13 protein-coding genes are annotated in these 10,909 nt (G+C 67.4%); 7 read left to right on the forward strand and 6 right to left on the reverse strand.

Translation table 11 applies throughout. The annotated features are described in order from the left end of the window. Positions 1–69: 69 nt before the first annotated feature. Both ruvA and ruvC read right to left on the reverse strand, forming a co-directional pair. Positions 70–738, reverse strand: coding sequence for a Holliday junction branch migration protein RuvA (gene ruvA / locus AB7U46_RS16655; RefSeq protein WP_428338109.1), 669 nt, complete (start codon positions 736–738; stop codon positions 70–72). After that, positions 735–1,286 carry a crossover junction endodeoxyribonuclease RuvC gene (gene ruvC / locus AB7U46_RS16660; protein WP_428338110.1) on the reverse strand — a complete coding sequence of 184 codons (552 nt, stop codon included), beginning with the start codon at positions 1,284–1,286 and terminating at the stop codon, positions 735–737. Before ruvC ends, ruvA begins: the two co-directional genes overlap by 4 nt. A 378-nt stretch (positions 1,287–1,664) precedes the next feature. Here ruvC and AB7U46_RS16665 point away from each other — a divergent pair, with 378 nt between their 5' ends. After that, entirely contained in the window at positions 1,665–1,853 is a 189-nt protein-coding gene (locus AB7U46_RS16665; RefSeq protein ID WP_428338111.1) for a DUF1127 domain-containing protein, read from the forward strand. A gap of 83 nt (positions 1,854–1,936) precedes the next feature. On the opposite strand, the gene AB7U46_RS16670 is transcribed toward AB7U46_RS16665, so the two are convergent. Both AB7U46_RS16670 and AB7U46_RS16675 read right to left on the reverse strand, forming a co-directional pair. After that, complete coding sequence (locus AB7U46_RS16670; protein ID WP_428338112.1) at positions 1,937–2,284, reverse strand: hypothetical protein; 348 nt, start codon at positions 2,282–2,284, stop codon at positions 1,937–1,939. A gap of 105 nt (positions 2,285–2,389) precedes the next feature. After that, a complete protein-coding gene (locus AB7U46_RS16675) occupies positions 2,390–3,259 on the reverse strand; it encodes a 50S ribosomal protein L11 methyltransferase (RefSeq protein WP_428338113.1) in 870 nt (289 codons plus the stop codon). Between the two features lie 133 nt (positions 3,260–3,392). Here AB7U46_RS16675 and AB7U46_RS16680 point away from each other — a divergent pair, with 133 nt between their 5' ends. After that, the gene (locus AB7U46_RS16680) at positions 3,393–4,460 is read left to right on the forward strand and encodes a YeeE/YedE family protein (RefSeq protein WP_428338114.1); all 1,068 of its coding nucleotides are present in this window, start codon (positions 3,393–3,395) and stop codon (positions 4,458–4,460) included. On the opposite strand, the gene AB7U46_RS16685 is transcribed toward AB7U46_RS16680, so the two are convergent. After that, positions 4,457–6,646: a primosomal protein N' gene (locus tag AB7U46_RS16685; RefSeq protein WP_428338115.1), complete on the reverse strand. Its 2,190-nt coding sequence runs from the start codon at positions 6,644–6,646 to the stop codon at positions 4,457–4,459. The genes AB7U46_RS16680 and AB7U46_RS16685 overlap by 4 nt on opposite strands. Before the next feature lie 179 nt (positions 6,647–6,825). On the opposite strand from AB7U46_RS16685, the gene fsa reads away from it, so the two are divergent. The 5 genes from fsa to AB7U46_RS16710 all read left to right on the forward strand — a co-directional run bounded on the left by fsa (position 6,826) and on the right by AB7U46_RS16710 (position 10,705). Continuing rightward, entirely contained in the window at positions 6,826–7,479 is a 654-nt protein-coding gene (fsa, locus tag AB7U46_RS16690; protein WP_428338116.1) for a fructose-6-phosphate aldolase, read from the forward strand. 126 nt (positions 7,480–7,605) lie between these two features. Next, entirely contained in the window at positions 7,606–8,310 is a 705-nt protein-coding gene (locus AB7U46_RS16695) for a DUF484 family protein (RefSeq protein ID WP_428338117.1), read from the forward strand. Then, positions 8,310–9,233 (forward strand): tyrosine recombinase XerC, encoded by a 924-nt coding sequence (locus tag AB7U46_RS16700; RefSeq protein ID WP_428338118.1) that lies wholly within the window; start codon positions 8,310–8,312, stop codon positions 9,231–9,233. Before AB7U46_RS16695 ends, AB7U46_RS16700 begins: the two co-directional genes overlap by 1 nt. A gap of 113 nt (positions 9,234–9,346) precedes the next feature. Then, positions 9,347–9,928 carry a hypothetical protein gene (locus AB7U46_RS16705; protein WP_428338119.1) on the forward strand — a complete coding sequence of 194 codons (582 nt, stop codon included), beginning with the start codon at positions 9,347–9,349 and terminating at the stop codon, positions 9,926–9,928. A gap of 75 nt (positions 9,929–10,003) precedes the next feature. Then, positions 10,004–10,705 (forward strand): CDP-alcohol phosphatidyltransferase family protein, encoded by a 702-nt coding sequence (locus AB7U46_RS16710; RefSeq protein ID WP_428338120.1) that lies wholly within the window; start codon positions 10,004–10,006, stop codon positions 10,703–10,705. 81 nt (positions 10,706–10,786) lie between these two features. Here the strand turns inward: AB7U46_RS16710 and AB7U46_RS16715 are convergent. Further along, positions 10,787–10,909 (reverse strand): zinc finger domain-containing protein (locus tag AB7U46_RS16715; protein WP_428338121.1); only part of this gene is annotated, 123 nt, incomplete at its 5' end.

Genomic DNA, 10,909 nt, shown 5'->3' on the forward strand with positions numbered 1-10,909 from the left:
TCCGGCCCTGGGGGGGGCGTCGCGGGGCACCGCCCCGCACCCCGAGGTATTTCGGGCAAGATGAAGGGATCAGTCCTTCGGTGCAAGCAGGCGCAGCGCGGTGCGGATCAGTTTCGCGGTGTCGGTGGCCTCGGGGTTCTGGCTTGCCTCGGCCACGGCGGCGGCGGCCTCTGACGGGTTGTAGCCGAGATTGGTGAGCGCGCTGAGCGCCTCGGCGGTGAAATTCACCCTTGGCGTCGCGGCGGGGGCGGGGCGGGTGCGGGGCTTCGGCGCCGCCTCGATCACCTCCTCCGAGGGGGCGGTGTCGACGGTGAGCGAGGCGCCCATCGCCATCACCGTGGGGGCCTTGTCCTTCAGCTCCAGCACCACGCGCTGCGCCAGTTTCGGGCCGACGCCGGGGGCGGCTTTCACCGCCGACCAGTCGCCAAGCGCGATCGCGCGGCCAAGCCCCTCGGCGCCGAGCGTGCCGAGGATCGCAAGCGAGGCCTTCGCGCCGATGCCCTGCACCGAGGTCAGCAGTCGGTGCCATTCCTTTTCATAAAGCGTCGGAAAGCCGAAAAGCTGCAGCAGATCCTCGCGCACGAGCAGGTCGGTATAAAGCGCGCAGGCCTCACCCACCGGCGGCAGGTTCGAGGCGGTGCGCGCCGAGACATGGACGATATAGCCCACGCCGCGCACGTCGATCAGCACGTGATCCATCGCGCGGTGCAGGATGGTGCCGGCGATCCGCCCGATCATCGCGGCGCCCTCCGGATCCGGGCCTGGCCGCCGGTGATCTCCAGCGCGCCGCGGCCGAGCATCGCGGCGTTCGTGCGCTGCGCCGATTGCAGGTGATGGGCGTGGCAGATCGCGATCGCGAGCGCATCGGCATCGTCCGGCCCCTCGAAACTGACGCCGGGCAGCTGGTGGCGCACCATGTGCTGCACCTGCGCCTTGTCGGCATGGCCGACGCCGACGACGGCCTTCTTCACCGCATTGGGCGCGTATTCGCCGACCTCAATCCCCGCCTGCGCCGGCACGAGCAGCGCGATGCCGCGCGCTTGGCCAAGCTTCAGCGTCGCCACCGCGTCCTTGTTGACGAAGGTCTGTTCCACCGCCGCGGCCTCGGGCGCATGGGTCGCGATCACCGCGGTCAGCCCGGCGTGCAGCACGACGAGGCGCTTGGCGAGATCCTCGCCCGAGGAATGGATGATGCCGTTCGCGATGTGGCGCAGACGCGCGCCCTCCATCTCGATCACGCCCCAGCCGAGGTTGCGCAGCCCCGGGTCGATTCCGATCACACGCATTCTGTCGTCACTTCCGCTCGTTTGCCCGGTTTTCGCGGCATCTGGCGGCCGCCTGCTGTGGCATTTTTCCAACGACTAGCACGAAAAGGGAACATCGCAAAGCGGAAAGCCGGAAGGCGGCGGGTTAACGCCCCTGCCGCTTCGGGCCCCTGGCAGGCGAAACGCTGTCATGAAACGGGGGCGCTTGCGACAGAATGACGAGGCAATCCGGCATTTCGCCGAAACCCTGTCACGAACCCGTTAACCACCTGTCATGGCATGCATTTTCTGCATGTCCGGCCTGCCCCTGGTGCGCTTGTGTTCTCGATGCGCCCGTTCTATCTGCGCCCTCGTAGGGGTAATGCCCAGAAAATTTGCAGTTTATGAAGGATCTGCACCATGTCCGCCTTTGATACCGACCGCATGCTGGGCCGCGCGAGCAGCCACGGCCTGTTCTCGAAGCTGATCGACGCCGTCGTCGCCTGGAACGATGCCCGCGTGACCCGCAATGCGCTTGCCAAGCTGAGCGATCGCGAGCTGACCGATATCGGTCTGACCCGCTACGACGCCGACCATATCCGGCACTGAAATGTGCGCCGCACAGTGAAGGGCCGCGCTGGCAGTGCCGCGCGGCCCTTTCGCTTGTCTGAAACCCGGTTTGTCGCGATCGTTCAGAACAGGATCGCGTGGATCAGCCCGCCGATGACCTGGGTGGCGGGATCCGCCTTCAGCACCCAGCCGCCGATCTGCTCGACCATGCTGCCGGAGGCGAGCGTGGCCACCCGCGTATCATAGGCCGCGGCGCCGAGCTGCGCGAAAAGCGCCCCCTTGAACAGCAGCACCCCGAAGAACAGCAGCGCGATCGCCCGCAGCGGCAGATGCTTGCGCTGTTTCGGCCGGACGGAGTCGAAATAGGCCCTTCCCAGCGCCCCCGTCGCCTCGAAGGCGCCGCCGGCGGCGTGAATCTTGTCGATCTGGGCCAGACGGCTCTCGAAAGACTTCAATCCCTGGTCGCTCATCACACTCTCCACATTGCCTGCCATCAGCATGACAAGTCATGCCTAACAAGGACTTAATGGATTATGTCTGAATTGCGGCGGTCTCGCGAGCAGGCAATTATGGCATTATCGCCGCTGCAGCACCAATGTCGTCCAATCGCCGAATTCGTTGCGCGAAACGAGGGTAAACCCTTCCGCCACGTAAGCGGAAATCACCTCATCCGCTTGCGCATGCAGGATTCCCGAAAGAATGACATGCCCCGATTCGGCGCAGAACCGCCCCATATCGGGGGCGAGCGCGATCAGCGGCGCCTTCAGGATATTGGCAAAGATCAGGTCATAGGGCGCGCCCGCCTGCAGCTCCGGGTGGCCGAAGCCCGCCGCCTCGAGGCAGATCACCCGCCCCTCGAGCCCGTTCGCCTTCACGTTCGCCGCCGCGGTCTCCACCGCCACCGGGTCGATGTCGGAGGCGAGCACCGTCTCGGGCCAGATCTTCGCCGCCGCCATCGCGAGCACCGCGGTGCCGCAGCCGATATCGGCCACGCGATGTGCGCGCAGCCCCTCGCGGTCGAGCCGGTCGAGCGCGGTGAGGCAGCCAAGCGTGGTGCCGTGATGCCCGGTGCCGAAGGCCATCGCCGCCTCGATCAAGAGCGGCACGGCCTCCGCGGGCACTTTCTCGGCGTCATGGCTGCCATAGACGAAGAAGCGCCCGGCCTCGACAGGCGCCAGCTCGCGCTTCACATGGGCGACCCAGTCGGTCTCCGGCAGCTCCGAGATCGCGAAGGGCGCGGCCCCATGCGACAGCCCCAGCAGCGCAAGCGCGATCTCGTCGGGCGCCTCGGTGAAATAGGCGCCGACCTCCCAACGCTCCGATCCGTCCTCGATCTCGAAGACGCCGACGCCATAGGGCGCGGGATCGAGATCCTCGATCAGTTCGGCGAGCGCATCGGCGCGGTCGCGGTCGTCGAGCGTGGTGAAGGCGGTGAAGGTCGGCATCGGCGTCTCCTTTTGCCGAGGCAATGGCGCGTTCGGCCCTTCAGGTCAAGGGCGCTGCAGGAGTGACTCGGAACCATGCAGGAATTCGCATAGGATGGTGGCGGAGGAGATCGCGGGGAGGCGAGGGAGGATCATGGACATCGTTGCACTGGTCGAGCGGATCGGCGAGGCGCCCGCCGCGGCGCTTTTCGGGTTGATCACCGGGGTGATCTTCGGCGTGGCGGCGCAGCGCTCGAATTTCTGCCTGCGCGCGGCGACGGTGGAGTTCGCGCGCGGATCGCTCGGGCCGAAGGTCTCGGTCTGGCTTTTGACCTTTTCCACCGCGATGGTCTGGGTGCAGCTGGCGCAGATGCTGGGGTTCTTTCGCGCCGCCGACAGTAGGATGATGTCGGTGCCGGGCAGCTGGTCGGGCGCGGTGATCGGCGGGCTCGTCTTCGGTGTCGGCATGGTGCTCTCGCGCGGCTGTTCCGGGCGGCTTCTGGTGCTCGCCTCGACCGGCAATCTGCGCTCGGTCGTCTCGGGGCTGATCTTTGCGGTCACCGCGCAGATGAGCCTGCACGGCATTCTCGCGCCGCTGCGCGACCGGCTCGCCAGCCTCTGGATCACCGGGGCGGAGAATGTGAGCCTGCTTGCGCTCCTGCATCTGCCGCAATGGGCGGGGCTGGCGCTGGGGCTTGGCACCGCCGCGCTGGCGCTGGGGCTGTCCTTGCGCAACCGGATCGGGGCGAAGGTGCTGATCTTCGCCTCGGGCGTCGGTTTTGCCGTGGCCGTCGGCTGGGGGCTGACCTGGCATCTCGCGCAGGTCGCCTTCGACCCGGTACCGGTGACCTCGGTCACCTTCTCCGGCCCCTCGGCGAATACGCTGATGTTCTTTCTCGACCGCAACGCGGTGCTCGAATTCGACGTCGGCCTCGTGCCGGGGGTGGTGCTCGGCGCGCTTGGCGCCTCGCTTCTCGCGCGCGAGTTCCGTTGGCAGGCCTTCGATTCCGTGCCGGTGATGCGCCGCTCGATGATCGGCGCGGTGCTGATGGGCTTTGGCGCGATGCTCGCCGGGGGCTGTGCGATCGGCAATGGCGTCACCGGCACCTCGGTCTTTGCCGCGACTGCCTGGCTTGCGCTTTTCTGCATGTGGATCGGCGCGGTGACGACCGATTTTCTGCTCGATCAGCGCGGGGCGAAGGCGCCGGTCGGCGCCTGTTAAAGGAAGCTCTGCGGGTCGATGTCGATCGCAAGCCGCACGGCATTCGGCAGCTTCATCCCCCGCAGCCAGGCACGGATCGCGCCCTGCAGCGGCGCGCCCTTTTCCGCCTTGATCAGCATCCGCACCCGGTGCCGCCCGCGCACCCGCGCGATCGGCGCCGGCGCCGGGCCGAAAAGCTGCGCACCGATCCGGGCCAGCGGCGCCTGCCGCTGCAAGAGCGCATTGCCGATCTCGAAAAGCGGCGCAACCTCGGGCCCGGAAAGAATGATCCCCGCCATCCGCCCATAGGGCGGCACGCCCGCAGCCTGCCGCGCGGCGGCCTCGGCGCGCCAGTAGGCCTCCTCGTCGCCCCCCAGAATGGCGCGGATGACCGGATGCTCGGGCTGGCAGGTCTGCAAGAGCGCTAGGCCCGGCCGCTCGGCGCGCCCCGCGCGCCCCGCCACCTGCCGCATCAGCTGGAAAGTCTTTTCCGCCGCACGCAGGTCGGAGCCTTGCAACCCCAGATCGGCGTCGATCACGCCGACGAGGGTCAATCTGGGGAAATTATGCCCCTTCGCCACGATCTGCGTGCCGATGATGATGTCGGCGCCCCCCGCGGCGATATCCGCGATCGCCTCCTTCAGCGCGCGGGCCGAGCCGAAGAGATCGGAGGAGAGCACAGCGCAGCGCGCCGTGGGGAAGCGTTCCGCCACCTCATCGGCCAGCCGCTCGACGCCGGGGCCGACCGGGGCGAGCTTGCCCTCGACGCCGCAATGCGGGCAGGCGGTGGGGATCGGCTTCGTCTCGCCGCATTGGTGGCAGACGAGGCGCTTGAGGAACCGGTGCTCGACCATCCGCGCGTCGCAATGATCGCAGCCGATCTGATAGCCGCAGGCGCGGCAGATCGTGACCGGCGCATAGCCGCGGCGATTGAGGAAGAGCATCGCCTGTTCGCCGCGCGAGAGTGTCGCCTGAACCGCGCCGACGAGGCTCGGCGAGATCCAGTGCGCGCTCTCGATCCGTTCCGCGCGCATGTCGATCGGGCGCATCTCGGGCAGTTCCGAGGCGCCGAAGCGCGCGGCGAGATCGAGGCGGCGATACTTCCCCGCCTCCGCATTCACCCAGCTTTCGAGCGAGGGCGTGGCGGAGGCGAGCACCACCTGCGCCCCGGCGAAGGAGGCGCGCAGCACCGCCATGTCGCGCGCGTTGTAGATCGCGCCCTCCTCCTGCTTGTAGGAGCTGTCGTGCTCCTCGTCGACGACGATCAGGCCGAGGTCGCGGAACGGCAGGAACAGCGCCGAACGCGCGCCGACGACCATCTGGCAGCCGCCCTCGGCCACCATCCGCCAGAGCCGGCGCCGCTCGCCCTGCGTCGCGCCCGAATGCCATTCGCCGGGGCGCGCGCCGAACCGCGCCTCGACGCGGGCGAGGAATTCGGTCGTGAGCGCGATTTCGGGCAGGAGCACCAGCGCCTGCCGCCCCCGGCGCAGGCAGTCGGCCACCGCCTCGAGATAGACTTCGGTCTTGCCCGAGCCGGTGACGCCCTTGAGCAGCGTCACGCCGAAATCGCCGCCGCTCGCACGCAGCGCCTCTGCCGCTGCCGCCTGATCCTCGGAAAGCGCCTTGCCCGGCAGCGTCGGGTCGAGATGCGGCCAGGGCAGGTCGCGCGGCTGCTCGGCCTCCTCCACCGCGCCGAGCTTCACGAGCCCCTTCACCACCTGCGGCGTGACGCCGGCCAGCTGGGCGAGTTCGCTCAGGTAAAACCCCGCCCCGCCGTGATCGGAAAGCACCTCGAGCACCCGCTCGCGCGCCTCGGTCAGCTTCGCGGGCGGCGTGCCGCCGAGGCGATAGATCTTCCGCGCACCCGGCGGATCGAACAGCCCCGGCACCCGGGTCGCAAGCCGCAGCACCCCGGGCAGGGAGGTCATCGTGTAGTCGGACATCCGGAGCAGGAACTGCTGCAGCTCCGCTCGCATCGGCGGCACGTCGAGCACGCGCGCCACCGATCGCAGCTTCGCCGCGTCGAAATCGCCCGCGCCCGGCCCCCAGACCACGCCGACCACGCGCCGCGGCCCGAGCGGCACCTCGACGAAAGCGCCGGGGAAACAGCCCCCCTCCGGCGCGAGATAGTCGAGCGGCCGCCCGATCGGCTCGGCCGTCAGCACCGCGACGCGCGCGCCCGCCTCGAAGAACCCGACCTCAGACATCGGCAAAACTTTCGATGCCTCCGGCGGGAGTATTTTCGCCAAGAAGAAAACTCCCCTTCTTCTTGGCCGAAATACTCCGGGGGGGCAGGGGGGGCAGCGCCCCCCGACGCGGTTTCCGCTCTCGCCAAAGCCGGCCGTTTGCGCTATTTCGCGCGCAAAAGCTGCTCTGGAGGGCCCTCATGAAATTCTTCGTCGATACCGCCGACGTCGCGGCGATCAAGGAACTGAACGATCTCGGCATGGTCGATGGTGTGACCACCAACCCCTCGCTGATCCTGAAATCGGGGCGCGACATCCTCGAGGTCACGAAGGAAATCTGCGACATGGTTTCGGGCCCGGTCTCGGCCGAGGTCGTGGCCACCGAGGCCAAGGCCATGATCGAAGAAGGGCTCAAGCTCGCCAAGATCGCCTCCAACATCGCGATCAAGGTGCCGCTCACCTGGGATGGCCTGACCGCCTGCAAGGCTTTCGCATCCGAGGGCCATATGGTCAACGTCACTCTGTGCTTCTCGGCGGCGCAGGCGATCCTCGCCGCGAAGGCCGGGGCGAGCTTCATCTCCCCCTTCATCGGCCGGCTTGACGACATCAATCTCGACGGCGTCGAGCTGATCGACGATATCCGCACGATCTACGACAATTACGATTTCAAGACGGAAATCCTCGCCGCCTCGATCCGCAACGTGAACCACATCACCGAATGCGCGAAGATCGGCGCCGACGTGATCACCGCGCCGCCCGCCGTGATCAAGGCGATGGCGAACCACGTGCTTACCGACAAGGGGCTCGACCAGTTCCTGAAGGACTGGGCGAAGACCGGCCAGAAGATCCTCTGATCCCGCAATGGGCAAGGAAAACGGCCCGTCATCGCGGCGGGCCGTTTTTCTTTTGTTCGAAATTTAACCTGCATTTAACCAGAATCTGTGTCAATTTGCGTGTAACCCGCTGATCGAGAGGCAGGCATGAGCGATACGGCATTCGCAGCTGAGCTGCGTGAAAAGATCATCTCCGACCCCGACATGATCCTCGAGGATCGTGACCTGATGCGGGCGCTGATCGCGGCGAACGAACGCGCGATGGGGGCGAATATCGTCGACCTCCGCGGCGTCGCGATGGAGCGGCTGGAGCGGCGGCTCGACCGGCTCGAGGACACGCATCGCTCGGTGATCGCCGCGGCCTACGAGAACCTCGCCGGCACCAACCAGATCCATCGCGCCGTGCTGCGGATGCTCGATCCGGTCGATTTCGAAGGCTTCCTCGCCAATCTTTCCGGCGAGGTGGCGGAGATCCTGCGCGTCGACTGCGTGCGTCTCGTGCTCGAGACCCTGCACAATGAGGAAGACCCGGCGCTGCGCCGTCTTGGCGATGTGCTCTGCGTCGCCGAACCGGGCTTCATCCACGAATACATGCGCGGCGCCCGCGGCGGGCAGCAGCGCGCCGTCGTGCTGCGCCAGACCCTGCCGCAGTCGGAGGCGATCTATGGCGAGGCGGCAAGCTGGATCCGTTCCGAGGCGCTGATGCGGCTCGACCTCGGCGAGGGGCGGTTGCCCGGCATGCTGGTGATGGGCGCGGAAGATCCGCATCAGTTCAAACCCTCGCAGGGCACCGATCTGCTCGGCTTCTTCGCCAGCGTGTTCGAACGCGCGATGCGGCGCTGGCTCGCCTGATGTCGGCGGGGTTCTCCCCCGCCGCCGGTGACGCGCTGGCCACCTGGCTCGACCATCTGCGCGCGCTCGACGGTGCGAGCGCGCATACGATTTCCGCCTATCGCACCGATGTCGCCGGGTTTCTCGGCTTTCTCCATCAACATCACGGCGAGAGCCTCGGCCTTGCCCGCCTGGCCGCGATTTCGCAATCCGACATGCGCGCCTGGATGGCGCATGAACGCGCCCGCGGGCTTTCGGCGCGCTCGCTCGCCCGCGCGCTCTCCTCGGTCAAAAGTTTCATCCGCTGGCTTGCCGAGCGCGAGGGGTTTGCGCCGACCCATGTGCTGGCCGCCCGCGCGCCGAAATACACCCGCAAACTGCCGCGCCCGCTCAGCGAGGAGGCGGCGATCGCGGTGATCGAGCAGGTCGAGCTGCAGGAGATGGAGCCCTGGATCGCCGCGCGCGATGCGGCGGTGATCACGCTGCTTTACGGCTGCGGGCTGCGCATCTCCGAGGCGCTGGGTCTGACCGGGGCGGCGCATCCTTTGCCCGAGGTGCTGCGCATCCGCGGCAAGGGCGACAAGGAGCGTCTCGTGCCGGTGGTGCCCGCCGCGCGCGATGCGGTGGCCGATTACATCCGGATCTGCCCGTTCGAGATCGGCCCGCAGACGCCGCTCTTTCGCGGTGCGCGGGGCGGGGCGCTCAACCCGCGCCTTGCGCAACGCGCGATGGAACGCGCGCGGCTCGCGCTCGGTCTGCCCGCGACGGCGACGCCCCATGCGCTGCGCCATTCCTTCGCCACCCATCTGCTGGCGGCGGGCGGCGATCTGCGTGCGATCCAGGAATTGCTCGGCCATGCCAGCCTCTCGACGACTCAGGCCTATACGGCCGTCGATCAGGCGCGGCTGATGGAAGTCTATCGCGCGGCCCATCCCCGCGCCTGATCCTAACCCCATCGAATTCGAGCCATCATAAACCCTGGTTTATGGGCGTCGAAAGCAATTGTTGACCTTTCGGGAGGAGCGTCGGGGCGTTCTGATCCAGAAAGGAGACCATCATGAACGTCTACTCCCTGACGTCCCTCACGGGGGTGACGGGATCGAGCGCGCTCTCGGCGCTGCAATCCTCGAGCACTTCCACCACCACGACGGACGACAGCACGACGACGCGCAGTTCGGCCGCTCCGCCTCCCCCCCCGCCTCCGCCCTCCTCCTCCTCGGGCGGGGTGGATCTCGAGTCGCTCTTCGAGTCGCTCTCATCGCAGGAGGAGAGTGACTCGACCAGTTCGGACAGCGAAACTTCCGACGCGCTCTCCGAGCTGTTCGCCGATATCGACACCGACGGCGACGGCCTGCTGAGCAAGGACGAGGTGACGAGCGCGCTCGAAAGCGCGCGCAGCTCCTCCACCGAGGGTGCGCAGGGCGGCCGGCCCGCCGGCCCGCCGCCGGGGCCGCCGCCCGGGGCTTCCGCCTCGGACGAGACCGCGAGCGACACCACCAGCACCGAGGACAGCACCTCGGCGCAATCGCTGGCCGAGTCGCTCTTCGCCGCACTGACCACGGCACAGCAGCAAAGCGCAAGCACGCCCGATCAGGCGCGCGCGCAGCAGTTCCTCTCGCTGCTCACCGAGGTCGCCTGACGCAAGGGCCGGGGCGCGCGGATCTCCGCCCGCGCCCCGGCTTGCGCGCTTCGGTCGTTTCGGGCAGGAAGGGGCATGGATATCCGTCTCAAAGCCCTTTCCGTCCATCTTTTCACCGCCACCGGTGCGGTGCTCTCGATGCTGGCGATGCTCGCCGCGGTCGAAGAAAAATGGTCGCTGATGTTTCTCTGGCTCGTGGTGGCGCTGGTCGTCGACGGGCTCGATGGCCCGCTCGCGCGCCATTACGACGTGAAGCACAACTGCCCGACCTATGACGGGGTGCTGATGGATCTCATCATCGACTACCTCACCTATGTCTTCATTCCAGCCTATGCGCTCTTCAAATCCGGCCTGCTGCCGGGCTGGACGGGCTGGCTCGCGATCATCGCGATCACCTATGCGAGCGTCGTCTATTTCGCCGATACCCGGATGAAAACGAAGGACAATTCCTTCTCTGGCTTCCCCGCCTGCTGGAACATGGTGGTGCTGGTGCTTTTCGCGCTGAAGCCCGGCTACTGGACCTGTCTCGTCGTCGTTCTGGCGCTTGCGATCGCGATGTTCTTCCCGCTGAAATTCATCCATCCCACGCGCACGATGCGCTGGCGCACGCTTTCGCTGCCGGTCTCGCTTGCCTGGGTGATCTTCGCCGCCTGGGCGGCCTGGGTCGATTTCCACCCGGCAAGCTGGGCGCATTGGGGGCTGGTCGTGACCTCGCTCTACCTGCTCGGCGCGGGCATCGCGCAACAGATCGTGCCGCAGCGCAACGCGGCGAGCTGACCTTCTACAGAGGCGAAATATCCTCGCCGAAGGCAAAAGGGCGCCCGAAGGCGCCCTTTTTCATCTTTTCTCGTGGCGGTCTCAGCCAAGCGCCGCGTCACAGCGCGCGCAGGTATGCGCATGCTTGTGCGTGCCGACATCGGGCAGGATCTTCCAGCAGCGCTCGCATTTCTCGCCCTCCGCCGTCTCGAAGACGACGGCGAC

This window comes from Paenirhodobacter sp. (assembly GCF_050177655.1).
Taxonomy (GTDB): Bacteria; Pseudomonadota; Alphaproteobacteria; order Rhodobacterales; family Rhodobacteraceae; genus Rhodobacter.

Coding starts and splice junctions, on each gene's coding strand:
- AB7U46_RS16695 (WP_428338117.1), top strand. CDS start 7,606: ATGAGCGATACGGCATTCGCAGCTGAGCTGCGTGAAAAGATCATCTCC.
- AB7U46_RS16685 (WP_428338115.1), bottom strand. CDS start 6,646: ATGTCTGAGGTCGGGTTCTTCGAGGCGGGCGCGCGCGTCGCGGTGCTG.
- ruvA (WP_428338109.1), bottom strand. CDS start 738: ATGATCGGGCGGATCGCCGGCACCATCCTGCACCGCGCGATGGATCAC.
- AB7U46_RS16680 (WP_428338114.1), top strand. CDS start 3,393: ATGGACATCGTTGCACTGGTCGAGCGGATCGGCGAGGCGCCCGCCGCG.
- AB7U46_RS16710 (WP_428338120.1), top strand. CDS start 10,004: ATGGATATCCGTCTCAAAGCCCTTTCCGTCCATCTTTTCACCGCCACC.
- AB7U46_RS16670 (WP_428338112.1), bottom strand. CDS start 2,284: ATGAGCGACCAGGGATTGAAGTCTTTCGAGAGCCGTCTGGCCCAGATC.
- fsa (WP_428338116.1), top strand. CDS start 6,826: ATGAAATTCTTCGTCGATACCGCCGACGTCGCGGCGATCAAGGAACTG.
- AB7U46_RS16665 (WP_428338111.1), top strand. CDS start 1,665: ATGTCCGCCTTTGATACCGACCGCATGCTGGGCCGCGCGAGCAGCCAC.
- ruvC (WP_428338110.1), bottom strand. CDS start 1,286: ATGCGTGTGATCGGAATCGACCCGGGGCTGCGCAACCTCGGCTGGGGC.
- AB7U46_RS16700 (WP_428338118.1), top strand. CDS start 8,310: ATGTCGGCGGGGTTCTCCCCCGCCGCCGGTGACGCGCTGGCCACCTGG.
- AB7U46_RS16675 (WP_428338113.1), bottom strand. CDS start 3,259: ATGCCGACCTTCACCGCCTTCACCACGCTCGACGACCGCGACCGCGCC.
- AB7U46_RS16705 (WP_428338119.1), top strand. CDS start 9,347: ATGAACGTCTACTCCCTGACGTCCCTCACGGGGGTGACGGGATCGAGC.